The sequence below is a fragment of the Paenibacillus sp. V4I5 genome, from assembly GCF_030817255.1.
Lineage (GTDB): Bacteria > Bacillota > Bacilli > Paenibacillales > NBRC-103111 > Paenibacillus_E.
Genome location: NZ_JAUSZB010000002.1, coordinates 4,009,948 through 4,033,795, shown reverse-complemented (window position 1 = coordinate 4,033,795; position 23,848 = coordinate 4,009,948). Strand labels below are relative to the sequence as shown.

The window sequence follows — 23,848 nt, the reverse complement described above, 5'->3', positions numbered from 1 at the left end:
ATAAATATTATAACATTATCCGGTAGACAGAGGAATTCAAATGATTATTTCTATCCTAGCGCTTTACAGGAATCACGCTCGATGAGTTCTCCGTAAATGGAAATCTTCGCAGGACTTCCGCCGAAGTCGATTTTGCGAATGAGAAAATCTACGGCTTCAATGCCGAGCTGTTCACGCTGCACTTTGATCGTCGTTAAGTGAGGAGCGATCATTTGAGCTGCTTCAATGTCGCCAAACCCAACAACAGAGATATCCTTCGGTACCTTGTAGTCTTTGGAAATAAGGATTTGAATGAGGGAAATCGCAATGCGATCATCCGCACAAAACCAGGCTGTCGGCATAGAAGTCATCGCATCGAGATGATCGGTTAACTGGGCGGTGGTGGAATTTAGCGCCTCCAGTGGTGAGGGATTGACGATATTGTGATTCATGTCTATGGCTAGCCCTGCATCAGACATGGCATTTTGGTATCCGGACCAGCGTTCCTTGAAGCTCTTCGTCCTACTAATCGCACCGATAAAACCAATCTGCCGATGACCTTTGTCAATGAGATGAGTGACGATTTTGTAAGCCTCTTCGGCATTCGCTGTCACAATAGCGTCAAGCTGTAAGCTATCGTAATAATGATCCACCGTAACGAGGGGAATTCCCAAATCAACAAGCTTTCGAACATAATTAAGATGAAGGACGCCAACAAGTAATATGCCGTCAAATACAATTTCGTGATAAAGCTCCGGCAGGATGAGTTGATCCTCCATCGCTTGTGTGACACCGCAGATAATGGCGTTGTAGCCATTTTCTTTGGCTCTTTTTTCTATGGACCAGAACACTTCGTAGTAGAAGATTTGATCATTACGAATGTTCTCAGGGATTAAGACGAGCAGGTTGCCGCGTTTCTTTTTTGTCTTAGTATCTGTCCGATAGTTCAACTGATTAGCTGCTTCGAAAATACGAAAGCGCAATTCTTCGCTGACGCCAGCTTTATTATTAAGGGCTAAGGAAACGGCATTCTTGGAAATGCCCAATTTATCGGCGATGTCTTGCATGGAGGTTTTCGAATTCATTTATGTATTGCCCCTTGAGAAGTATGTAGATTCTATATGTATTCTATAATTACAGAAGTCTATTTGTAAAGTAAAATCAATTCACTTGTTACTTTACAAATAAATAATGTCAATGTTGTTGCCTGGATCATTTGCTTCTATAAATGAATTTCTCAAGTTCATATAGCTTTACAGATGAAAACGGTCCTGAATTATCGAAATAGAGAATTGAAGAGGGATCAATTAGCCATTTGATTTCCTTGCGAACGAGCGACTGGCTAAAATGCTTCCAGTTGTCCAGCTTCCAAACATCCAATACGGAGCCTCTAGTCCGTATACGTTCTTGGTAGGCATTCTCGCTTGGTAAATAGACAAAAACAGCCCTAACGCACACATCGCTAATCGTAGCACCAACGTTTGAAAGTTCCTTTTCCAGCCAAAGCGGATCTGCTAGTTCTTTGGTGAAAGGTCCGACAACAATGGCATCCAAGCCAAGCTCGAGATTCTCAAGTGCAGCGTCCATCGTTATGCGGTATCCCAAATCACGACAGTATGTCTTATATGTGGGGGAATCCCGGTCGTTCGGGTCTTGTCCGGCAAGGGTCATGATCGCTTCTGCCGCGGGTCGGAGCAGCGTATCCATGTCCAGAAAAGCTCCGCCGTGCTTGCGTGCCCATGCTTTGGCTAGTGTCGTTTTTCCGGCACCGGCAGGCCCTATAAAAAATATGAGTTTTCGCATGCCTAACCTCCGAATAAAGTTTCCTTTTAAAGGGATTTGTACGAATATTGTAACATATGTGGCGAAAATCATATGAAATTCAGCAAACGTTCAGCTAATATTAAGGTTCTATTAAGGATTAAGTCATATTTAGTTCACACTTATCATGTAAAATTCTTAGCACAGGGGGCTAAAACCATACTGGAAGGAAAGATAGAGATGAAAAACAAAAATAACCCACTTGTCGGAAGTGGAAATGGAACAAAAACCCTTTCTTTGACAGCGACTGGAACCCAAAATAAACAAGTTCATGTTTTGAACAAATCGATCCCTCAAGTGACCATCAATTCTGATAGTATTTCAGCAATAACAGATAATGATTGGCCTACACAAGGTTGGAAAACATCTACGCCAGAGGCGCAAGGGATGAACTCGGCTGGACTAGCCAAGATGCTCGAAGTTTTTCGTGACCAACAGGTACATAGTGCAGCTGTTATCCGTAACGGACATTTGGTTGCTGAAGCTTATAATGAGAGCACCCAAGCTGATTTACCACAAGATGTGAAGTCCGTAACCAAAAGCGTGACGTCAGCATTGATCGGTATTGCTTTATCGGAGCGTAAGCTGATAAGTTTGGATCAGAGGCTTGCTGCGTTTTTTCCCGAGCTAGAAAGTGATCCTTTGAAGTCAAAGATCATGTTAAAGCATTTGCTTAACATGACCTCGGGGCTATCGTGGAACAATGAAAACGAACAATCCTCAACGGAAATGATGTACTCACCGGACTGGGTGCAAAATGTTCTGGAACGCCCAGCTAAGAACCAGCCTGGTACAGTATTTAATTACAGCAATGGTGATGCACATCTTCTGTCTGCTGTCCTGCAAAAGGTAACAGGCGAGTCCATGTTTGACTATGCCAAATCCCGCTTATTCGAGCCGCTTGGTATTACAGATGTAAACTGGAATCATGATCCTGGGGGCTGCACGATTGGGGCTTGGGCTCTGGCATTAACGTTAAGGGACATCGCCAAAATTGGCTATCTGTATCTGAAGGAAGGCGAGTGGGAAGACAAGACCATTATTCCGAAGTCATGGATCCGGGAGTCGGTGACTAAGCGCGTATTCCTCAATTACAGTAACGGCACACAAGGTGGTTATGGCTATTATTGGTGGTCCAAGCCTTTGGCTCAGGGGCTAGTCAGAGGAAGCAAAAAGCAGCATGAAGTTTACTATGCATCTGGTTCAGGAGGAAGGCGCATATTTGTCGTCCCTGATCTACAATTAGTCGTTGCAGCTACAGCGCATTCGGCGGATGTGGACATGCCAGAACAACTGCTGAACCATGTGGTTCAAGCTATTAGATCGGATAAGCCTATTCAAGAGAATTCGGATGCTTTTGATGGATTGGGTCAGGCTATTGAGGCTTTTAAGCTGGGATTAGAGTAGTGGATAAGGATGGACATTGTGTTAAAAATTTTATAGAAAAAGTAAAAGGAGCTGCCGCAGCTCCTTTTACTTTTTAAATGATAATTCCTTTTTCAGACAAAGTTTTACGCAAAACATTTGCCATTATATTATAGCCGAGCACATTTGGATGAAGGGAGTCGTCCGACAATTCCGATCGCAACGTTTTGCCGTCCGGACCCACGAGACTGGCATGATAGTCAACATAGATAACTCCTTCATAATCTGCCATATGTTTGAGTGCTCGGTTTGAGAATGCAAGTAGTTCATTACGGACACCTGTGCTGTTGTTGGGACAACGAATCAACGGTTCGAAGGGGAAGCAAGGAATATCTCTACCAGTAGGCAGGTTCGAACCGACAATTGGTATTATGCCGCTGCTTTTGGACACTCGAACCATCGACGTGATATTGCTTAGAATCTCATGATTGATTTGTTCGGGTGTTCTTCGTTCGCGCATATCTACGGCATCAAGTCTCCATGTATTGTTCGTTCCCCCTAAAATATGTACATATATGGGCTTTAATTGAATAACATCGGCAGGAAAACGTCGAAGCATAATCGGTGTTATGTCTCCCGAAATCCCGCGGTTGACAATGAAATTACTGGATGAACTGAAATAGACTTGTAAATCCCAAAATTGTGTGATGGATTCACCGATGAAAACAAAATTAACTGCGATATGATGAAACAGGATTTGTTCGTTAAAGCCGTCGTAAGCGGCACGCAAACGGTCAGCGGCTGCATTGAATGAAAAGTTGCCTGGCTTGATGAATGGTACTCTTTGTCTAGCGGACAAAAAATCCCCTACTTTCCGAATAATTGATTCAAATTATATGTATAAGAAATTCTTGCATAAAAGAACAGGAACGAGAGAGGTTAAAACAAAATATTTTGATTTTTTGTAAGATGAGGTAGTTCAAGAAGCGCTTGAGTTAGGAATATATGGAGAAGAAAATTCCCAAGCATTTAAACAACCAGATTCGGATGGTGTATAAATTTAGAGGGAACAATGTGACACTCATCGAGGAAAGGGAACCTTTTAGGGGTACGGAATGGACCCAATTAGACATTGCACAGTTCAGATTAGAATCAAATGAATGGAAAGTCTATTGGAGAGACAGTAAGGATAAGTGGCACTGGGTTGATTATATCCATCCAGATAGTAATTTTGAAAAACAATTACAATTAGTTGATCAGGACAATACGGGAGTGTTTTGGGGATAAAGATTTCGAAAGTTTCAAGAACCGCGACAAGGCATATATAGAACCGAGGTAAACCATGAGGAGAATAGTTTGTCTTATTCTTTTTGTATTAGTACTATCAGCTTGTAATTCATACACTCTTCAAGACGCAAAGAATAATGGAGATATTATTGTAGGTCATCTAGGGCCAATGAACTTTGAAAAGATTGATTCTTTTATTACTGATTTTGAAAAGCAGAAAGCATCTAAACTCCGAATTACTAGTTACTCAGTGGAAGGGGATCCAATATTAAGCGATCTCTATTATGATGGGAAGCAAATTAACTATACATTTGATAACTCAAGAGATAAACATGGTGGAAACCAAAAAGGGAAAGATAAAACATCGTGCAATAAAATTGAGAAGAGAAGTGTAACGAGAGAGGACAGTACAAAGGGATTTGAATATATCTTAACGGATTGCAAAGAGATTATTGGTTTTCATTCTCCTGATAAAGATGAAATTTACTTAATGTTTAAAGCTCAGTAATTATTTCTTGGTCTGTATCCCATAAGCCCTCTTTTAGGGGCTTTTTTTTGTTCCCGAGGCAAGATGTAGTAATATAGGAAGAACAGAAAGAAGAAGGGGAGTTTATTCGTGAGTATAAGAAGTTTTACGGATTACAATTTGAGTGAAGATATCGTACGGGCGCTTCAAAGTTTAGGATATGAGCAGCCGACAGATGTGCAGAACGAAGTGATTCCTATCGCGCTGCAGGAGAAGGATCTCACGGTGAAGTCACGTACGGGAAGCGGGAAGACGGCGGCGTTCGGTATACCGATTTGTGAATTGGTGGAGTGGGAAGAGAACAGACCGCAGGCACTGATTTTGACACCGACGAGAGAGCTGGCCGACCAAGTAAAGCAGGATATCACGAATATCGGGAGATTCAAGCGGATTAAAGCGGTGGCTCTGTATGGGAAGCAGCCTTTCGCGAAGCAAAAGATTGAGCTGCACCAGAAGTGCCATGTTGTTGTTGGGACGCCGGGCCGCGTGCTGGATCATATTCAAAAAGGGACGCTGGACCTGGAGCGGCTGAAATATCTAGTCATCGATGAAGCGGATGAGATGCTGCGGATGGGCTTTATTGAGCAGGTAGGGGCGATTATAGATGAGCTGCCAACGGATCGCATGACGATGTTATTTTCGGCAACTCTTCCAAAAGACGTGGAACAATTATGCCATCGATATATGCGTAAACCTATTGATATTGAAATTCAAACGCCGGAGGCTTCCAAGGTTCAGATTGAGCATGCTATCATAACGGTTCGAGAAAACGATAAGTTTAATGTGCTTAAGGATGTCTTCGTGGTGGAGAATCCCGACAATTGCATCATTTTCTGTCGGACGCAAGAACATGTTGACTACTTATATAGACAGTTGGAGCAGCTAGACTATCCATGTGACAAAATCCACGGTGGCATGATACAGGACGATCGATTCCTAGTCATGAATGCTTTTAAAAGAGGGGAATTCCGTTTCTTAATTGCCACGGATGTCGCGGCGCGAGGGATTGATGTGGAGGATATCACACACGTCATTAACTACGATCTTCCGCTTGAAAAAGAAAGCTATGTCCACCGAATCGGAAGAACCGGTCGTGCGGGGAAGACGGGCAAGGCGATTACGTTTGTTACGCCAAATGAGGACAAGTTTCTAGCTGATATTGAAGGCTATCTGGGGTTCGAAATACCGAGAAAAGACGCTCCCACTGCGGAAGAGGTTACACTTGGTCAACCGGCTTTTGATCAGAAAATGCAGGCGACGCCTGTCATTAAGAGGGATAAAAGTGACCAATTGAACAAGGGAATCATGAAGCTCTATTTTAACGGCGGGAAAAAGAAAAAGATTCGGGCGGTAGACTTTGTGGGAACCCTGGCCAAAATTGAAGGTGTGACGGCTGACGATATCGGGATCATTACGATTCAGGACAATGTGTCGTATGTGGACATTTTAAATGGTAAGGGTCCGCTGGTGCTCAAAATGATGAAGAATACGACGATTAAAGGCAAGCTGCTGAAGGTGCATGAAGCGAATAAGTAAGATCAAGGATCCGATCAGCCGCTGAGGCTCATCGGATTTTTTGTTGTTTGAGGGAGAAGGGGGGGATTAGAGGCCAGCCTGACAGTGGAGCGAAAGTTGTACGTTATACAACAATTCAGCCTCGTTTCCTTCAAAAGAGGAGTCAATTAATTGACTTACCTATCCTTCTCCGCCAAGGTAGACTAGAGAAAACACGACATGGGGTGAATTTCATGGCTACCAAAATATATTCACAAGCAGGCACCATCCCCGTACAAGTGAAGCGGAAGCGGTTTAGGGGATGACCTTTCCGGTCTCAACTTGATCTTAGAAAATATTGAAAGCGGATACAAGTGAAGAAATGTGATATTCATGAACAATCCTGCTTGAGTGTTAGTGAAGTTTGCATAGGTAAGTATTTAAGTGATTGTACACTTGCACAAACTTCCTTATCTTTACAAAAAAATATCACTTTTTCTTTTTAAATCATGGTAAAATTTAGGAGCATTATTGGGCTTGTCTGTCCATAAAGCCTCTGCTTATGGAGAAATTTTTTGACTCAGCAAATGCTTAGGAGGAATTGTAATGAGTAGGCTATCGGGATGGAAAGCAAAACTTTTGAAAACAACACTTGCCTTAACAATCGCGTTACCGTTTCAAGTATTGGCCACAAGCAGCTGGCAAGCTGTTATGGCGGAAGGACCGACTGATCCGGCTCCATTCATTGAAGCCAAAGTTGTGAATGAAAATGCTGGCAAAAAGGTGCTTTTCGATAATACACATGAACAAACCGCTGGAGCGGCCGATTGGGTTATTGATGGCGCCTTTTCCGATTTCGCCAACGCTTTAGCGAATAATGGTTATTATGTGAAAGAGCTGCGCAAAACGACACCGATTACTTTGAGTGACTTGAGCGGTTACGATGTGTTCGTCGTTGCGGAGGCAAATGTTCCTTATAAGACAAGCGAGCAGGCTGCCATGGAGCAATACGTGCAGGGAGGCGGTAGTATCTTCTTCATCGGAGATCACTATAATGCAGACCGCAACAAGAACCGTTGGGACGGTTCGGAAGTATTCAATGGTTACCGCAGAGGGGCATGGACGAACCCAGCCAGTGGAATGAATACAGAAGAAATCGCTTCATCGGCGATGCAGGATGTAGCTAGTTCGGATTGGTTGGCTACTCAGTTCGGAGTGCGTTTCCGCTATAACGCATTGGGTGATATTACAGCGAATCAGATTGTAGCGCCAGAGCAAGCTTTTGGGATTACAAGCGGTGTCTCGACAGTGGCTATGCATGCAGGTTCAACACTTGCCATTCTTGACCCGGCAAAGGCGAAGGGGATTGTATACCTGCCTCAAACGAGCGATGCTTGGGCGAATGCAGTGGATCAAGGTGTATATAACGGAGGCGGTATTGCCGAAGGTCCTTATGTGGCTGTTGCCAAAGCGGGTGCAGGCAAGGCTGGATTTATCGGCGACTCCTCACCGGTTGAAGACGTGACACCAAAATATGTGCGTGAAGATACGGGTGCGAAGAAGACGACCTATGACGGCTTTAAAGAGCAGAATGATAGTGTGCTGCTTGTAAATATGGTGAACTGGCTCTCGAAGAAAGAAAGCTATACAGGCTTATCCCAGGTTAGCGGCTTGCAATTGGATCAACCGACGGCGCTGCTGCCTTTTGAAGATCCGGCTGCGTCAACGGAACCACAGCCAGAGCCTTGGGCTGCGCCAAACGCAGGCTACAAATGGTATGACCGCAGTACATTTAAACCGGGCTCATACGGCGGACCTGCAGCAACTGCTAGTGCAGCTTACAGCTTTGTGCATCAAGCAATACTCCCCAATGCAGTGGACTTCCCAGTGCGGGTAGTTGTGGATAACTTGCCGGCGTCTACGACTGTAGCGGGGTTCAGTGTGGGTATTTATTTGGTTAGCGGGGGCACTCAAATAGCCATGATTCAAAATGCAGACGGCACATGGCCTGCTGCATATGGGTACAGCTCTACGTTTAGCGTGACCTCAGATATTAACGGACATGCTACCAAAGATTTGAAAGTGCGAATTAAGCCAGGAACTACGGCTGCGGCCAACTTGAGGCTGCGTCAAAACGGAACAAACTTGAAGACCGAAGCTGTTACACTTGGGAATGTTCCGGCTGAACCGTTACCGGAAGAAGAGAATCCGATTCCGGCGAAGATAACGGTAGCGGAAGCTCGCAGTAAATCAGTGGGTACATTGGTCACTGTGGAAGGCGTTGTTACTACGGAGCCTGGATCTTTTGGCGGGCAATCTTTTTACTTGCAGGATGCTACCGGCGGCATGTACGTGTTCCAGAGCTTGAGTGGATTCCATCTTGGAGATACCGTGAAGGTGACGGCTTCGACAGCGCTATTTAACACAGAGTTCGAGTTGACGGATCCAGTGGAAATTGCCAAAACCGGGGTCGCTGCTGTGCCTGCACCTGTGGTTGTAACAGCAGTAACTTACGAGAATCAAGGTCAACTGGTTGAGCTCAGCAATGTAACTATCAATAATATCATTAGTGCTGCACCGACTGGCTCTTTTGAATTTGATGCGGTTAGCGGAGCGGTAAGCAATCATGTTCGGGTTGATGCACGGACTGGATTAACACAAAGTACGTTCCCGTACCAGGCAGGTCAAACCGTGAATATCAAAGGTGTCGCTGCCATTTTCAAAGGTGTATTCCAACTGAAACCAAGAGGATTGAGCGACTTCACCGTAGTGGCTGATACAGTAGTACCTGTGACGACTGCGGCATTGTCGGGTGCTCCAAATAGCGAGGGCTGGTATAAAGAAGATGTGACGGTTACCTTGACGGCTGTGGATGAATCAGCGGGTGCAGTAGGGACCGAATACAGTATCAATGGTGGGACTGCGGCTGCTTACGCTGCACCCATTGTCATTCAAAACGAAGGAACGAGTACGATCGGATATTTCTCTACAGATGCAGCAGGGAATGTAGAAGCGGCGAAATCTTTGCAGGTGAAATTAGATAAAACAGCACCTGTGGCTGTTTTGACGGAGTCCGGTCACACTGTGGCGGATGTGACAGATGCGGATACACTGAGATTTGATTTGAACAGTACAGATGCACACTCCGGTGTGGCTACGCAGACGTTGACTTTGGATGGCACTGAGATTACTAGCGGTCAAACCATTGCTGCGGGAAGTCTGGCACTAGGTGCACATACGGTGCAATACAGTGTAGTGGATGCAGCAGGCAATTTGGTGCAGTCGACACAAACATTCAACGTGAGTGAGAGTGTTACGTTCAGTCAAGCTACCCTTGCTGCGGACGTGGTGTCTCTGAAACCGGGTGAAACGACGGCTACTCACCTTACTGGTACATTAAGCAACGGAACGCCAGCTGATCTTAGTGGTGCTGTAGTTTCCTACAACACAAGCAATGGAGCGGTAGTTACCGTAGATGCACAAGGTAAAGTTAGCGCTTTGGCAGAAGGTACTGCACAAATTACAGCTGCCGTCACGCTGAATGGAATAACAGTACAAACCAACGCTATAACTATCACGGTTGTAAAGCCGTTATCAGTTGGGGTACCAGGTAAGCCAGTTTTGTCCGATAACAGCGGTCATGCGACTGGATTAAAAGATGGTAACTATACCGTCACGATGAACATGTGGTGGGGGAATAACGGCTTCTTGTTCAAGCTGTACGAAAATGGCGTACTCATTAGTACGCAAAAATTGACAGACGCGTCTCCAGCAGCGCAAGTGGTTAAAGTAGATGTGAAAGGCAAAGCGAACGGTACCTATACGTATACAAGTGAACTTATTAATTCTTTCGGAACGACAACCAGCAACCTACTTGTGGTCAATATTACAGACGCATCGCCAGGTAAACCGGTACTATCTCAAGATAATTGGGATGGAGATGGCAACTACAAGGTGACGATGAACATGTGGTGGGGCACCAACGCTACCGAGTATCGACTATACGAAAATGGTATATTGATCGAAACCAAGAGCTTAAATGCAGCTTCTCCAAGTGCTCAAAGCGCCGTGTCGACGATTGCTGGCAGAGCCATTGGCGTCTATGAATACCGCAGTGAATTGGTCAATGCGGGTGGTGTCACTTCGAGCGAGAAGATCACGGTGAAAGTAACGAAGTAAGTAACAAAGTAAGTAGCTAAGTAAGAGATGAAGTAAGTAACTAAGTTAGAGTTAAAGTAAGTAACGAAGTAAGAGATGACGTTCGGGAAAAAGGGCCTTTAACGACTCCGGTGGAGTTGTTGGAGGCTCTTTTTCGTCTGAGTTTGGTGGACGGGAGAGATTTCTTGATTCGGAGTGGCTCCTCATGTAGGCTGTACGCACTAGGGTGGCTTACCCCACTAGTTCGCAATTTAACGGTCGGCTGGATTTTTGTGTTCTATGTATAAAAATGCATAGAAGGTGGCATCATGGTCGTTATATGATGTATTGAACGGTGGTGTTAATGGGCATGGGAATAGGAATAGGAATAGGAATAGGAATAGGAATAGTAAATACGGTAATATGCTCTTACTGCGATCAACCAGCCACATTTCGAATCGGAAATGTTGCCTATGAACTGCATGCTTGTGACAAACATGAGGATGCCGCGCATAGCAAGTTTGATAGAGTGACTGGTGAAGATTCGTGGAGGATGATTTCAATGGCCTCACATGGCTTTCCTGAGCCTTGAAATTATTCACTGTATGTTCTGCGAAATGTTGGTACATAATATCAATATTATTCTTGAAGGAGGCATAAAATGGATATAGAAATGTTTGAAGAAAATCTAGAAACGACTGTTGAGGCATCGGATATTTTCTCTGTACCAGAAGGAGCAAAAGAGTTTGTCGATATAATTGGTGACGAAAAGCTCGATGGATACGGTAACCCAGCATCAAACTTTGATACACAACAAACTACATAAATCGAACTCCCCATGAAAATGGGGAGTTTTTTTATTAAAAGAAATGCCACTAGCGGGGGCTAGTGATTGGAGTTTCGAGAGGATTTAGATATTAAATAGTTCTATCAGAAAGTAAACTCAATGCCTGTTTAATATGAATGTTCTGCTCTATCTCATCTATTTCGAGCGAGGATGTCGACGTTCTTCGTCCGCACTCCTTTGTAAAAGTTACCTACTAGACAAAACCACATCTCGATGATAGCGTAAATTTACTACGAATGAAAGTTTGTGATACGTGATGTCTAATCCTATTGCTTCCCAAGCGAGACTATCTGTAAGTCGTTCAAACCGTTTATGGATCGTGCTCGTGCTCGGTGCACTGGCTTCTTTCGGCCCGCTCTCGCTCGATATGTACTTACCTGCGCTGCCTGTGCTCGCGAATGATCTTCATACCACCACCTCGCTGGCACAAATGAGTTTAACCGCCTGCATGCTCGGCCTATCGATCGGTCAGCTCATCGCCGGTTCGGTGAGCGATGTGCGCGGAAGGCGAATGCCACTGCTGATCGGACTCGTTATTTATGCGATTTCCTCGGTTCTATGCATGTTCTCGCCAACGATTTGGGTATTTCTGGGTCTGCGTTTCGTTCAAGGCATGGCTGGCGCAGCTGGCATCGTCATCTCCCGTGCGATTGTTCGTGATATGTATGAAGGTGTGGAGCTGACGAAATTTTTTGCACTTTTAATGTTGGTCAATGGGGCCGCACCTATACTTGCTCCAATCGTAGGTGGACAAATTTTGCAGTTCACCTCGTGGCGTGGCGTATTTCTTGTTTTGAGCCTGATCGGCGTGGTTATGCTCTTTGCAACGGTGTTGGGCTTGAAGGAAACGCACCCGCCCGAGCGTCGTTCCAAAGGTGGACTCACCAACACGCTGCGAACGTTCGGCGGCCTGCTCACGGACCGTATGTTCATGGGCTATGCGTTAACACAAGGACTCGTTTTTGCCGGCATGTTTGCCTATATATCGGGTTCCCCGTTCGTACTGCAGGATATTTTCGATGTTTCCCCGCAAATGTTCAGTCTTTGCTTCGCGATTAACGGTCTGGGAGTCATCATTGCCGGTCAAATCACGGGCAAACTGGCAGGCAAAGTAAGCAATCATCGATTGCTAGCTGGTGGACTGGCTATTGCCGCTTTCGGCGGTTTGTTACTTTTCATTTCTACCCTTATCGGGGCAGGGTTATATGCGATTTTGGCTGCTTTTTTCTTCATCGTTTCTAGCGTAGGACCTGTCTCTGTAGCAACCTCCTCCCTAGCTCTTCAAAATCAAGGGAAAACAGCAGGCAGCGCAGCAGCATTGTTAGGTTTGCTATCTTTTATCATAGGAGGCCTAGTTGCTCCACTGGTCGGTATTGGCGGCAGTCAAACCGCGGTTCCGTTAGGCATCATCATAGCTGTGATGGAATTAGGAGCGATCCTATGTTTTATTTTAATCACCCGTACAAAGGCAGCGGCATAATAAAATCAAATAAAGGTTGCCTCTTTCGATCTTACTAAGACCGAAGGGGCAACCTTTTTCGTATACATAGGCGAGTTCTGTTTGATATAAAAGGTGAAATATTACTTTTCTTTAGGCCGTTTCAACGTTGAGGCTTTTGCAGCCCCGTTTTCAAACGACTACGCCATTTGAGAAGGAGAAAAATAGCCACCGCAATGCACAACCCAATCAAGGTGTAAATCAAAAACTTTTCAACCCACAAAAAAATGATAAGCCACTGATCACCGAAAAGGTAACCAATTCCGAAAAATACAACCACCCATAGAGCTGAGCCTATGAAGGCGTATAAAGCAAAAATTCGGTATGGAACGCGGATGATGCCTACAAAATAAAAGATAAATTGTCTGATTCCCGGTATGAAATAACTGAAAAGCAGCAATTTGTTTCCGTACTTCGCGTAATATTCTTTAGATTTCTGCAGATGTGCGGGCTTCAAAAACAGAAGTTTTCCATAACGTTCGATCAGAGGCGTGCCCAGTCTATATCCGATCCAATAGGTAATCGTCATGCCTATCATCGTTCCGATCCAGGCCGCGACCATGGCTAAGAACCAATTAAGCACCCCTTTATAAGATAAAAAACCCGTATACGTCATCGTCGTATTTCCCGGAGGAATCGGAAGCGCAATAGCGTCTAATGGCAGACCGATCAACAATACCCAATAGCCAAATTGTGCAAATAACTGTTCAATTAGTCCCATAAACTTCATGACTTATGCTCTCCTTGTAACAAAAAAACGTATATTTTTTGTAGAAATTTACTTGAATATCTCTAATTTACGCAGGAAAGAACCTTCTTACACAACATTATACCTGTTTCAAGTAAAGCTATGAACCATCAGAAAGTCAAGTTTTGGTCAGGACCTTAGTCTAGTTATCCGTAGGGTAGTCTCATGTAATCGCATCATTTCGGTTAGTATAATTCACGCCATAAATAAAAAGTCGCATACGCTTCCCACCCATTCCATCCTTCAGCAAGCTGTCGAATATGAGGAATTGTCGGTTTCTGCTCTAAGCCAAGCACATGCTTCAGAGCATTGTGCAAGCCAACGTCGGCAAGAGGGAAAGCAGCAGGGTTCCGCAAGCAGCGCATCAGCACATAATTGGCCGTCCACGGACCGATGCCGCGAATACTTAACAACTCTTTCTCTATATCGACAAAATCGTTCCGCCTCAGCAGCTCCTCTTTAACAAGCAGCCCCTCCGCCATCAACTTGGCAACGCCGATTAAGTATTCAGCCTTTTTACCCGTGAACTGTAAGGTAGTCAAGGCATCAGGTGTGAGCTCGGCGATTCGCTCTGGAGTAGGAAATGCCCAGTATGTTCGTCCTTCCCAATCAAGCCGCGTGCCAAAGGCTTCAACAAGACGTCTTTTAAGCGTATAGGCAAAAGTCAGGTTGATTTGCTGTCCGATTATGCCCCAGCTCATCGCCTCGAATAGATCTGGAATCCCCATCAGGCGAAGCCCATAAAAGTTCTGAGTGACTTGCTTCAGCAGAGGATCGCGCTTGGCCAACTCGTAGAACGGCGTAAGCTCGGTGCCAAGGTCAAACCACTCCCACACATAACGAGCCACGTCTTCACGAATGGAGGGGGTGAGGGTACCGTTGAGACTATGGATTAGCTGAATGCTCAGCCGCGAGTTATCCTCACTGTTGACAGCGATTAGGACATGGTTATCCCCAAACGGAAGCAGCTTGTAAATAGCTAAGTTATCCACATGGAATAAGCATTCATTGGTTGATCGGGATAGGTAACCGAGATTTTGTTCATATCGAAAATGATCAGGAAGCGGCAGCGTGAGGGAGCTCGTCTGCTCGCACCATTTTAGGATAGAAGGGTCAAAAGGTTGAAGATGTGGCATGTTAAGTTCTCCTCTTATCTGATGAAGTTTCTTCCTCTATTATCGCTGAAGGCGGCTTTCGTAATCTTGCTTTCTCATTTCCGTTCCCTTACAAGAGCAGCATGGTTTGGGTATACTGAGCTAGTAGGGAAATGGAGCTGAGAGGAGCGGTAGTCATGCAAGAACGGTTTTGGAAAGCGATTGTTGCAAATGATGCGGCTTATGATGGTACGTTTTATTATGCGGTGACGACAACTGGGATCTTCTGCAGGCCGTCTTGCAAATCAAGGCTGCCCAAGAAGGAGAATGTCCGGATTTTTGGGAACCGCCAAGCGGCTTTCTTGGAAAATTATCGTCCCTGCAAAAGGTGCAGACCAGACGGCGTGAGATTGCCTGATGAAGAATGGGTATCGCTTATGGCGGCTCACATCGAAGAACATTATGCCGAGCCGCTGACGCTGACTATCCTGGCAGAACACTTTTATGCGAGCGTTTATCATCTGCAAAGGACTTTCAAACGCCTGCAGGGAATCACGCCTCTAACGTATCTTCAACAAGTTCGCATCGAAGCGGCCAAAAGGCTGTTACTCGAGACGAATGCTCCTGTGAATGCGATTGGTGTTCAAGTGGGGATCCCGAATGCGGCACATTTTGCCACCATGTTTCAAAAAAAGACCGGTTTTTCGCCAACGGAATTCCGTCAAATAAAATCAATCTAAACATAACCGAGGAGGGTTCGAAGATGCAAACTATGCGGGTGGCCGAGGTACAAACTACGCGGGGAATGTCAGAGGCGCAAACCATGCAGGCGAAGCCAGAGATGCAAGCCGAGCGAGCAATGTCAGAATCGCAAACAAAGCGGGCGAAGTCAGAGATGCAAGCCAAACCGACCAAGTCGATCTACTGGGGAGTCGTTCGTTTGCTGGAGAATAACTTTTTGATGGCGGCAACGGATGAGGGGCTTTGCTATTTACAATTTCATGAGGAAAATCCTGCAGGTGGAGTAGATGAGGGTGCGCGGTTGGAATTAGTGAAATGGGCTCGTTCGCAGCTGCCTGAGCCTAACTGGGTAAAGGATGCAGAGAAGCTGCAGCCCTATATCCTTCAATTAGAGGAGTACTTGAAAGGACTACGCACGGCATTTACATTGCCATTGGATCTGCGCGGTACTACGTTTCAACAGTCGGTGTGGCGTGTTCTCCATGAGATTCCGCATGGGGAAACGTTTAGTTATTCACAGGTAGCCCAAGAATTAGATAGAATAAGTGCAGTTAGAGCCGTAGGCACTGCCATTGGGGCTAACCCCGTGCTCATCGTGGTGCCGTGTCATCGTGTTGTCGGGAAGGATGGGTCGCTAACTGGCTACCGCGGTGGACTTCGGAATAAGGAGAAGCTGCTGTTGTTGGAGCGAGCAGGATTATGATCGGATATGGCTGCACATAAATGAGATGAAATGAAATGAAATGAAATAAGATGATACGATATCTTTGTTTACTAGGATATGTTCTAAGAAGGGAAAAGTGGAGGTGAGACTATGAAGGTTGACGTAAACCAGAAGACGGCGAAACAGCTGCTTACGAAAGCGAGCGGCTTTCTTAAGGGGTATACACACACGTTAAACCCCTACACCGGCTGCTCCTTCGCCTGTTCCTACTGTTACGTGCGGCAGATGCCGGTCGCATTATTCCGCAGCGATGCATGGGGCGGTTGGGTCGATGTAAAAGAAAATGCGGCCGCGCTTCTGGCGAAGGAGCTGGCCAAAGCGAAGAGCAAAGGGCCGGTTACGATCTTCATGTCATCGGCCACGGACCCCTACCAGCCGATCGAATACAAGGAGCGAATCACTCGTTCGCTCCTTGAGGTGATGTCCGCAAATCCGCCGGACTTCTTGTTCGTTCAGACCCGCAGCCCGCTTGTGACACGGGATGCGGATATATTAAAGTGGCTCGGCGAACGCGTAAGAGTCAGCATGACGGTCGAGACCGACCGCGAGGATATACGCCGAGCGTTCACGCCGTCCGCGCCGCCGATCCCGGCGCGGTTAAATGCCCTCCGCGAGCTCGCAGCTCACGGCATTCCGGTGCAGGCCACGATAGCGCCAGCGCTGCCGAGCTCGGAGCATTTCGCCGAGCTGCTTGCGGGCATCGTGGATCGGGTGTGCATCGACGATTACTTCATGGGCGATGGCAGTGGGGGCAAGCGCACGGAACGCATCGGCGTGCGCCATATCTATGACGCGCTGGAGCTGCCAGACTGGTACAGTCGGGATGCGTACGAGCGCGTGCGCGAACAGCTCCTGCGGCATTTCCCGCAGGAGCGTGTGTTTGTCAGCCAACAAGGCTTCCTGCCTTGATGGATATAACAAAGCCTCCAGCGGGATTCCCGTGGAGGCTATTTTGCAAGTGCGCTAGTCCGCTTGCGCCAGCAAAGGCGTCAACCCTGATTGACTGCGCATGCGTTGTTTGAATTCTTTGGGAGAGCATTGGTTATGACGCTTAAACAGCTTGTAGAACTGCGCCATATTCAGTATGCCTACTTCAAAGCTTACTTCCATAATGCTGAGGTCGCCTGTTAAAAGGAGACGCTCGGCTTTTTTGATCCGCTTGTAATTAACGTAATCGACGAAGGATATCCCCATCACCTTTTTGAAATACTTAATAAAGTAATGATAGCTCAAATTGAGTACACTGCACATGTCTTCGACCGAAATCCGTTCGCTCAGATGCTCGTCGATAAAGTCGAGCGCCGGACGCACGCGAGAAATGCCGGAGTCCTCGGCAAGAGCCGAGAAATCTCGGTTGTCATTACGCAGCATTAAAAGTAAGAGATTTTTGATCGCTGCACTGATTGCCAACTCGTACCCAATCTTGCGGGATTGCGACTCTTCGTAAATCTGCATGATGAGGTTGTAAGCAGCTTGTTTGACGGCAGCATTGCCTTGAAACAGCTCATTAAATTGCTCAAGTGGATGAGTCAGCTCCGAGAAGCAGTGCAGGTAGGGCATGGTGCTAAGGTCAAAATGCTGCTTTAGATCAATCTGAAAAACGATCTGTCGCAAGGCATCCGCAGAGTGCTTATACGTACGATGCGGCTGGGAAGAGCCTAAGACGATGACATCTCCAGGCGCCATCACCGTATAAACGTGCTTCGTTTGGATGCCGAGTTGCCCTTCTATGACCACAAGAAATTCAACTTGCATATGTGAATGCCAACGCCAAGGAGTAGGAGGCCCGAATTGCGGGGTGTCAGAACTCATTTCCCAAATTTTCAAAAAGAGCAAAGGGTTCTGGTAAATGACTTCTTCATTAATAATTTCGGTGAAGGTGCTAGAGCTATGTAAAGGGTCCATGGATATGTATACCTCACTACTGTGAAAGACATTTTTGAATACGTAAAAAGTGGTGAAATGTAAGGTTTATCAGTAATGAGTATAACATTGTTTGATTGGGAAGGACACTATTGAATAAGAACTAGGCAGGATCTTGCCTTTATTTTCGGCGAGGGAGTGACTATACTCAAAAGTATGAATGAATACGCTACCTTGGAGGGAATAAGAAGATGAGTCAGAAGCTTAGAGTAACGGTTTGGAACGAGTTCCGTCATGAAAAAGAAAATGAAGTCGTACGCGCAGCGTATCCAGATGGTATCCATACGGCAATTGGTGAAGGCTTGAGCGGAGCAGTTGATGTCACGTATGCAACATTAGATGATGCTGAACACGGCTTGTCCGAAGAAGTCTTGAATAACACAGATGTCCTCATCTGGTGGGGACATAAGGCGCATAACGAAGTGCAGGACGAGATCGTAGACCGCGTTCAAAAACGTGTATGGCAAGGCATGGGACTTATCGTGCTGCATTCCGGACACTTCTCCAAAGTGTTCAAAAAGCTGATGGGCACTTCTTGTGACCTCAAGTGGCGTGAAGCTGATGAGAAGGAACGTCTTTGGGTTGTTGCTCCGGGTCATCCAATCGTTGAAGGCATCGGCGAGTACATCGATCTTGAAGCAGAGGAAATGTACGGTGAGCACTTTGATATCCCTCAGCCGGACGAGCTGATCATGGTTTCTTGGTTCGAAGGCGGCGAAGTTTTCCGCAGTGGTTGCACATTCAACCGCGGCAATGGGAAGATTTTCTACTTCCGTCCTGGGCACGAGACTTACCGTACTTACTACAATGAGCAAATCCGCCGCGTTATCAGCAATGCGGTTCACTGGGCGGCTCCATCCACACGTGAGTATCCGAAATACGGTAACCACAAGCCGCTTGAAGAGATCAAAGCAAAAGTCAAAGCTTAAATGTGATGTGATAGGAATGCTCCCAGTTATCGGGGGCATTTTTTTGCTTTGCTATGTTTACACGTATCTACGAGGACTTCCACCATTAGGTGGAGGTCCTTTTTTGGCAGTGTTGTTCTTAACGGAACGACAGTCCGCTAAAGTGGATGAAATATGCCCTATCAGCGTTTCATCGCAAGTCATCATAATTCCGTACCTTCGGAAAATGAATGATTAAAGTCGTCCCTTGGCCCTCCGATGACTGAATGGATAGATCGTGCCCAAGCTTGAGCGCCATCTGCTTAGCCAGATATAGTCCCATCCCCGTGGATTTACTATGGGTTCTTCCTATTGAACCCGTAAATCCCTTATCGAATACGCGCCTAAGATCCGCTGACTTAATACCGATTCCCGTATCTTGGATAAGCAGGCGTTTCTCTTGTTCGTCTTCCTCTGATAGGAAGGTTATGCTGCCTCCATCCTCCGTATAGGTTAAGGAGTTTGCAACGACCTGGTTCACAATGTAGAAGAGCCACTTACTGTCGCTATTCACAGAGTGACTCAGCTCTTCCATATTCGGACGTATGCGTTTATTAATAAACAGCTTGGCAACTTTCTTAACGCTTTCCTTCACGATGATCGGCAGCGGAACGTCAGTAATGAAGTAATCCCTTGAGAACGAATCGATCCGTGAATAGTAGAGGGCTTGCTCGACGGAGCTATCGATTTTGCTAAGTTCGTCCTCAAGCTTATCGACGAGATACTCCGCTGTTTTCCCCGCACGATTCTCCATGATCAGACGGCTTGCTGCTATAGGCAGCTTTACTTCATGAATCCACGATAGAATAAAGTCCTGATGATCCTTGATTTCGCCTTGCAGCTTAAGAGTCCCATTGGATTGTTCGAGATATAGCTGATTCAGCAGATTGAGATAGAGTTCTTGCGTCGTGTTTTGAGGTTCAGGCATAGCGGCGATTGCCCAATCCTCTTGCTTGTTGCCAACTAATTCACTGAGTTCCTTGTAGAAGGACTTTCGGTAGAAGTAGCCAATCGTTACATATAAAGCAGCGAAAAAGAAACAACCTGTATTCGTATACGCGATATCATTGAGGGCATCCTGCCCATTCGCGCTTACGAACATGATCAGGGAGACGAACAGCATCATCACAACGTATACCGCGAAAAAGTATCGTTTATCCTTCAAGTATTGGACAAAGCTCATGGGATGATATACCCTTGCCCTTTCTTGGTTGTAATGAATTCGTCCCTGCCAAGCTCGGCGATCTTTTTACGCAGACGGGTAATATTAACGGTTAATGTATTATCATCGACGAAGCTTTCGTCCTCCCAGAGGCCGCGCATCATCTGTTCGCGACTGACAATCGTTCCTTGGTGCTGCATAAGGATGGTTAAGATTTTGAATTCGTTTCTAGTCAGCTCAGCTTTCCGATCTCCGTAAGCAATGTCTCCATCCTTCAAATTAAGGACAACGCCATCATGTTCCATCACATTAGCGCTAGTCTCCATGTAGGAGTAGGTTCTACGGAGCAGCGCATTGATTTTTGCTACTAGAACATCGGTATAGAACGGCTTCTGGATGAAATCGTCTCCTCCCATATTCATAGACATGACCATATCCATTGGTGTATTGCGGGAAGACAAGAATAGGATGGGTACGTTGGATAATTCCCTGATTTGGCGGCACCAATAGAAGCCGTCGAACGCTGGTAGATTTATATCCATTAATATGAGATGCGGATTTTCCTTGATGAAAAAGGGGAGTACCGTATCGAACTGCTCTACGATGACCGTCTCGAATCCCCACCGGCCCAACGCTTCAGCTACCATATCCCGTATCGTTCTATCGTCTTCTACGATCATGATTTTCACGGACGATTCCTCCAAACCCCTGATGATAGGAACATTTACCAGAAATGTTAGCACAATCGTGACAAAATTGTAAGGTAGCATATTGGAGATGTAAGCTTCTTCGATGGTTGGTCGGAACAAAGCGTAGTAGGATAAGAGTATCAAGATTACATCGCGCTTATTGGAGGAACCCCCTATGAAATTGATAGTTGAAGCGAAGCAAATCAAGAAAGTATATGGAGCCAAAGGAAATGTGTTTACCGCCCTGCAAGAGATCGATCTGACCGTTGTTGAAGGTGAGTTCGTGGGCATTATGGGGCCATCCGGCTCCGGCAAAACCACACTGCTCAATATGCTGGCAACAATCGACAAGCCGACTTCCGGAGATATCGTCGTTGACGGAATAAGCTTGATGAAGATGAATGAGGGACAGCTATCCGCCTTTCGCCGCGAGAAGCTAGGGTTCATCTTTCAGGATTTCAATCTACTGGATACACTTACTGTTAAGGAGAACATTTTGTTGCCACTCGCACTTGCGAAGACGAAAGTTGACGAACTGGAGCGCAGAGTAGACGTGATCAGCAAGAAGTTCGGCATTCATGCGATCGTTGACAAATATCCGTATCAAATCTCCGGTGGACAGAAGCAGCGCACAGCCGCTTGCCGTGCGATCGTATCTAACCCCAGCTTGGTATTGGCCGACGAGCCGACCGGATCGCTTGATTCGAAGTCGGCGACAGAGCTTCTGGAAAGCTTGCAGCAATTGAACGTTCAAGATAAATCCACCATTTTGATGGTTACGCACGATGCCTTCGCGGCCAGCTACTGCACTCGGGTACTCTTCATTAAGGATGGCAAAATGTTTACGGAGCTTGTGAAGGGATCATCTTCGCGAAAGGAGTTTTTCAACAAGGTTATGGATGTGTTATCGGTACTAGGGGGTGGGGCAAGTGACCTTATTTAGCCTAGCCAAAAGAAATGTCCTTGGTAATATTAAAAATTATTTGATTTATTTTATCTCCATGATCTTCAGCGTCGTCATTTACTACACGTTCGTTTCCTTACGGTATAGCGAAGAGATTGCAACTAATGTGCAAAAATGGGAAGGTATGCGTTCGGTATTTTCGCAGGCGTCCATTATTCTGATCTTATTCGCTACCATATTTATTTGGTACTCCAATTCCTTCTTCACCAAAAAACGCAAGAAAGAAGTGGGTTTGTACTCACTGCTAGGCGTGAGGAAAAGAACGATCGGGACCATGCTGTTTTACGAAAATATGTTAATGGGGGCAGGTGCCGTTGCCGTAGGTATCGTCCTTGGAACTTTATTATCCAAACTATTCGCGATGATGTTTCTGAAGCTGCTGGATTCGGCTGTCGAGGTGAGCTTTCGCATTTCTCCAGATGCCATCCTTAACACGGTCATTGTGTTTGCGGTTATTATATTCTTGACGTCCATTCATAGCTATCGCCTGATTTATCGGTTTCAGTTAGTTCAGTTGTTCCAAGCCGAGCAAGAAGGAGAGCACATGCCTAAACCATCAGCATTTACGGCGGTTATTGCTGTCCTACTGCTGGCATTCGGGTACTGGCTTGTGTTCCAACCCATGACAACGGGTACGCAGATGGGGAGAAACTTCTTACTCATACTCGGCAGTATTATCGTAGGCACGTATTTGCTATTCCGCTCTGCTATTGTCTATCTGCTCAAGCTAGTTCAGAAGACCAGGTCCCATTATTACAAGGGCATGAATATCATTAGCACTTCACAATTGCTCTACCGCATCCAAGGAAATACGCGCATGTTCACGATGATTGCCTTATTAAGCGCGCTAACGCTGTGCGCTGTCACCGTAGGTTCAGGCGCCTATTATACGCTTACGAAAGAAGCTGAAGAGGAAGCACCTTTCAGCTTCATGCATATCTCACAAGGTGAAAGCTTCGATAAGCAAATAAGCGAGATCCTTCATAAGGATCTAGAGCATCCTATAACTGAAAAGCTAGATGTTCCAATTATTCGGGTAACGGCGGATTTGACCGACTTCTATTATCATCCATCCAGCTATCAAGCGAACGCGGTCCCTATTAAGCTATTGTCGGCAAACACATATAACCAAACCTCAGAGGCTTTAAACCGAGAGGGTCAGATCCAGCTTAATGACAATGAGATTGCAGTAATTAAGCCTAAGTATGCTAGCTTTTCCGTATCCGATGTGGAAGGGGACCTTATTACTTTTGGGAATGGTGGGGGAAATGTATCATTACCTATTTCGAAGTTAATAGAGGGAAGAGTATTACCATGGGGCTTTCCTGACTTAAGCTTTATTGTCAGTGATAGCTTATATACCAAACTGCTCCAAGGCTCCGAATCCGTGACTTACAAAGCATATAAAGTGAATGATCAACAGACAACCAAAGAAACATCCAAAGCGCTCATAAAGCTGAAAACCGATAAGAACGAGATGTCCACCTACTATTATCAGTATCGTCAGGGTTTGGAATCGGCAGGTATGAATATATTCACGTTAGGATTCCTGGCGCTTGTGTTTCTTGCGGCTACAGGCTGTATGATTTATTTCAAGCAGTTGACCGATGCCCATGCGGACAAAAACCGATACGATATCTTACGCAAAATTGGCGTAAGCAGGAAAGAAATACGGGCTACCGTAGCCAAACAGACGTTATTCGTGTTTATGCTGCCTCTGATCCTCGGAGTTCTACACACTGTAATGATCCTAAAGGCACTAACCACTATCCAGCTGATCGGAGGCAATTTAATCGTTCCCATCCTGACTTCCATTATTGCTTATGCTGCCATCTATCTGAGCTATTATGTTTTGTGCGTTAGCTCCTTTCACAGGATTGTGAATAGGTAATCCATGAAGGC

The 23,848-nt window shown here is 45.8% G+C and carries 21 protein-coding genes; 13 read left to right on the top strand and 8 right to left on the bottom strand.

The features are described 5' to 3' along the window. Positions 1 to 50 precede the first annotated feature (50 nt). Positions 51 to 1,064 carry a LacI family DNA-binding transcriptional regulator gene (locus QFZ78_RS20190; protein WP_307550250.1) on the bottom strand — a complete coding sequence of 338 codons (1,014 nt, stop codon included), beginning with the start codon at positions 1,062 to 1,064 and terminating at the stop codon, positions 51 to 53. A gap of 127 nt (positions 1,065 to 1,191) precedes the next feature. Continuing rightward, positions 1,192 to 1,782 (bottom strand): P-loop nucleotide/nucleoside kinase family protein, encoded by a 591-nt coding sequence (locus QFZ78_RS20185; protein ID WP_307550249.1) that lies wholly within the window; start codon positions 1,780 to 1,782, stop codon positions 1,192 to 1,194. Positions 1,783 to 1,980: 198 nt separating this feature from the next. Between QFZ78_RS20185 and QFZ78_RS20180 the strand changes: the two genes are divergently transcribed. Continuing rightward, complete coding sequence (locus tag QFZ78_RS20180; RefSeq protein ID WP_307550248.1) at positions 1,981 to 3,207, top strand: serine hydrolase domain-containing protein; 1,227 nt, start codon at positions 1,981 to 1,983, stop codon at positions 3,205 to 3,207. 73 nt (positions 3,208 to 3,280) lie between these two features. Here the strand turns inward: QFZ78_RS20180 and QFZ78_RS20175 are convergent, their stop codons facing one another. Beyond that, the gene (locus tag QFZ78_RS20175) at positions 3,281 to 4,024 is read right to left on the bottom strand and encodes a GDSL-type esterase/lipase family protein (protein WP_307550247.1); all 744 of its coding nucleotides are present in this window, start codon (positions 4,022 to 4,024) and stop codon (positions 3,281 to 3,283) included. A 146-nt stretch (positions 4,025 to 4,170) separates the two neighbouring features. Between QFZ78_RS20175 and QFZ78_RS20170 the strand changes: the two genes are divergently transcribed. The 6 genes from QFZ78_RS20170 to QFZ78_RS20145 all read left to right on the top strand — a co-directional run bounded on the left by QFZ78_RS20170 (position 4,171) and on the right by QFZ78_RS20145 (position 12,936). Next, on the top strand, positions 4,171 to 4,452 hold the full coding sequence (locus QFZ78_RS20170) for a DUF3024 domain-containing protein (protein WP_307550246.1): 282 nt from the start codon (positions 4,171 to 4,173) through the stop codon (positions 4,450 to 4,452). Positions 4,453 to 4,507: 55 nt separating this feature from the next. Further along, positions 4,508 to 4,960, top strand: a complete 453-nt coding sequence (locus QFZ78_RS20165; protein WP_307550245.1) for a DUF4362 domain-containing protein — start codon at positions 4,508 to 4,510, stop codon at positions 4,958 to 4,960. A gap of 108 nt (positions 4,961 to 5,068) precedes the next feature. Beyond that, positions 5,069 to 6,514: a DEAD/DEAH box helicase gene (locus tag QFZ78_RS20160; RefSeq protein WP_307550244.1), complete on the top strand. Its 1,446-nt coding sequence runs from the start codon at positions 5,069 to 5,071 to the stop codon at positions 6,512 to 6,514. A gap of 564 nt (positions 6,515 to 7,078) precedes the next feature. Beyond that, complete coding sequence (locus tag QFZ78_RS20155; RefSeq protein WP_307550243.1) at positions 7,079 to 10,651, top strand: OmpL47-type beta-barrel domain-containing protein; 3,573 nt, start codon at positions 7,079 to 7,081, stop codon at positions 10,649 to 10,651. A 619-nt stretch (positions 10,652 to 11,270) separates the two neighbouring features. Then, positions 11,271 to 11,435, top strand: coding sequence for a hypothetical protein (locus tag QFZ78_RS20150; protein ID WP_307550242.1), 165 nt, complete (start codon positions 11,271 to 11,273; stop codon positions 11,433 to 11,435). A 277-nt stretch (positions 11,436 to 11,712) separates the two neighbouring features. Continuing rightward, entirely contained in the window at positions 11,713 to 12,936 is a 1,224-nt protein-coding gene (locus QFZ78_RS20145) for a multidrug effflux MFS transporter (protein WP_307550241.1), read from the top strand. A gap of 121 nt (positions 12,937 to 13,057) precedes the next feature. Here the strand turns inward: QFZ78_RS20145 and QFZ78_RS20140 are convergent, their stop codons facing one another. Together QFZ78_RS20140 and QFZ78_RS20135 are read right to left on the bottom strand one after the other, a co-directional pair. Further along, on the bottom strand, positions 13,058 to 13,684 hold the full coding sequence (locus QFZ78_RS20140; protein WP_307550240.1) for a DedA family protein: 627 nt from the start codon (positions 13,682 to 13,684) through the stop codon (positions 13,058 to 13,060). A gap of 203 nt (positions 13,685 to 13,887) precedes the next feature. Next, positions 13,888 to 14,838, bottom strand: coding sequence for a DNA-3-methyladenine glycosylase family protein (locus QFZ78_RS20135; RefSeq protein ID WP_307550239.1), 951 nt, complete (start codon positions 14,836 to 14,838; stop codon positions 13,888 to 13,890). A 155-nt stretch (positions 14,839 to 14,993) separates the two neighbouring features. Between QFZ78_RS20135 and QFZ78_RS20130 the strand changes: the two genes are divergently transcribed. From QFZ78_RS20130 to QFZ78_RS20120, 3 genes are all read left to right on the top strand, one after another. Then, positions 14,994 to 15,536, top strand: a complete 543-nt coding sequence (locus QFZ78_RS20130) for a bifunctional transcriptional activator/DNA repair enzyme AdaA (RefSeq protein ID WP_307550238.1) — start codon at positions 14,994 to 14,996, stop codon at positions 15,534 to 15,536. 23 nt (positions 15,537 to 15,559) lie between these two features. Further along, positions 15,560 to 16,240, top strand: a complete 681-nt coding sequence (locus QFZ78_RS20125; protein WP_307550237.1) for a methylated-DNA--[protein]-cysteine S-methyltransferase — start codon at positions 15,560 to 15,562, stop codon at positions 16,238 to 16,240. 111 nt (positions 16,241 to 16,351) lie between these two features. Further along, complete coding sequence (locus QFZ78_RS20120) at positions 16,352 to 17,170, top strand: SPL family radical SAM protein (RefSeq protein WP_307550236.1); 819 nt, start codon at positions 16,352 to 16,354, stop codon at positions 17,168 to 17,170. Positions 17,171 to 17,224: 54 nt separating this feature from the next. Here the strand turns inward: QFZ78_RS20120 and QFZ78_RS20115 are convergent, their stop codons facing one another. Further along, positions 17,225 to 18,166, bottom strand: coding sequence for a helix-turn-helix domain-containing protein (locus QFZ78_RS20115; RefSeq protein WP_307550235.1), 942 nt, complete (start codon positions 18,164 to 18,166; stop codon positions 17,225 to 17,227). A gap of 209 nt (positions 18,167 to 18,375) precedes the next feature. Between QFZ78_RS20115 and QFZ78_RS20110 the strand changes: the two genes are divergently transcribed. Then, a complete protein-coding gene (locus tag QFZ78_RS20110; protein WP_047678043.1) occupies positions 18,376 to 19,113 on the top strand; it encodes a ThuA domain-containing protein in 738 nt (245 codons plus the stop codon). Between the two features lie 169 nt (positions 19,114 to 19,282). Here the strand turns inward: QFZ78_RS20110 and QFZ78_RS20105 are convergent, their stop codons facing one another. Both QFZ78_RS20105 and QFZ78_RS20100 read right to left on the bottom strand, forming a co-directional pair. Beyond that, positions 19,283 to 20,314 carry an ATP-binding protein gene (locus tag QFZ78_RS20105; RefSeq protein WP_307550234.1) on the bottom strand — a complete coding sequence of 344 codons (1,032 nt, stop codon included), beginning with the start codon at positions 20,312 to 20,314 and terminating at the stop codon, positions 19,283 to 19,285. Next, the gene (locus tag QFZ78_RS20100) at positions 20,311 to 20,982 is read right to left on the bottom strand and encodes a response regulator transcription factor (protein WP_307550233.1); all 672 of its coding nucleotides are present in this window, start codon (positions 20,980 to 20,982) and stop codon (positions 20,311 to 20,313) included. The genes QFZ78_RS20105 and QFZ78_RS20100 overlap by 4 nt, the downstream gene beginning before the upstream one ends. Before the next feature lie 175 nt (positions 20,983 to 21,157). On the opposite strand from QFZ78_RS20100, the gene QFZ78_RS20095 reads away from it, so the two are divergent. Further along, positions 21,158 to 21,925: an ABC transporter ATP-binding protein gene (locus tag QFZ78_RS20095; RefSeq protein ID WP_307550232.1), complete on the top strand. Its 768-nt coding sequence runs from the start codon at positions 21,158 to 21,160 to the stop codon at positions 21,923 to 21,925. Beyond that, positions 21,912 to 23,837: an ABC transporter permease gene (locus QFZ78_RS20090; RefSeq protein ID WP_307550231.1), complete on the top strand. Its 1,926-nt coding sequence runs from the start codon at positions 21,912 to 21,914 to the stop codon at positions 23,835 to 23,837. Before QFZ78_RS20095 ends, QFZ78_RS20090 begins: the two co-directional genes overlap by 14 nt. The last annotated feature ends 11 nt before the right edge of the window (positions 23,838 to 23,848 follow it).

Coding starts and splice junctions, on each gene's coding strand:
- QFZ78_RS20190 (WP_307550250.1), bottom strand. CDS start 1,064: ATGAATTCGAAAACCTCCATGCAAGACATCGCCGATAAATTGGGCATT.
- QFZ78_RS20185 (WP_307550249.1), bottom strand. CDS start 1,782: ATGCGAAAACTCATATTTTTTATAGGGCCTGCCGGTGCCGGAAAAACG.
- QFZ78_RS20180 (WP_307550248.1), top strand. CDS start 1,981: ATGAAAAACAAAAATAACCCACTTGTCGGAAGTGGAAATGGAACAAAA.
- QFZ78_RS20170 (WP_307550246.1), top strand. CDS start 4,171: ATGGAGAAGAAAATTCCCAAGCATTTAAACAACCAGATTCGGATGGTG.
- QFZ78_RS20165 (WP_307550245.1), top strand. CDS start 4,508: ATGAGGAGAATAGTTTGTCTTATTCTTTTTGTATTAGTACTATCAGCT.
- QFZ78_RS20155 (WP_307550243.1), top strand. CDS start 7,079: ATGAGTAGGCTATCGGGATGGAAAGCAAAACTTTTGAAAACAACACTT.
- QFZ78_RS20150 (WP_307550242.1), top strand. CDS start 11,271: ATGGATATAGAAATGTTTGAAGAAAATCTAGAAACGACTGTTGAGGCA.
- QFZ78_RS20145 (WP_307550241.1), top strand. CDS start 11,713: ATGTCTAATCCTATTGCTTCCCAAGCGAGACTATCTGTAAGTCGTTCA.
- QFZ78_RS20140 (WP_307550240.1), bottom strand. CDS start 13,684: ATGAAGTTTATGGGACTAATTGAACAGTTATTTGCACAATTTGGCTAT.
- QFZ78_RS20135 (WP_307550239.1), bottom strand. CDS start 14,838: ATGCCACATCTTCAACCTTTTGACCCTTCTATCCTAAAATGGTGCGAG.
- QFZ78_RS20130 (WP_307550238.1), top strand. CDS start 14,994: ATGCAAGAACGGTTTTGGAAAGCGATTGTTGCAAATGATGCGGCTTAT.
- QFZ78_RS20125 (WP_307550237.1), top strand. CDS start 15,560: ATGCAAACTATGCGGGTGGCCGAGGTACAAACTACGCGGGGAATGTCA.
- QFZ78_RS20120 (WP_307550236.1), top strand. CDS start 16,352: ATGAAGGTTGACGTAAACCAGAAGACGGCGAAACAGCTGCTTACGAAA.
- QFZ78_RS20115 (WP_307550235.1), bottom strand. CDS start 18,166: ATGGACCCTTTACATAGCTCTAGCACCTTCACCGAAATTATTAATGAA.
- QFZ78_RS20110 (WP_047678043.1), top strand. CDS start 18,376: ATGAGTCAGAAGCTTAGAGTAACGGTTTGGAACGAGTTCCGTCATGAA.
- QFZ78_RS20105 (WP_307550234.1), bottom strand. CDS start 20,314: ATGAGCTTTGTCCAATACTTGAAGGATAAACGATACTTTTTCGCGGTA.
- QFZ78_RS20095 (WP_307550232.1), top strand. CDS start 21,158: ATGAAATTGATAGTTGAAGCGAAGCAAATCAAGAAAGTATATGGAGCC.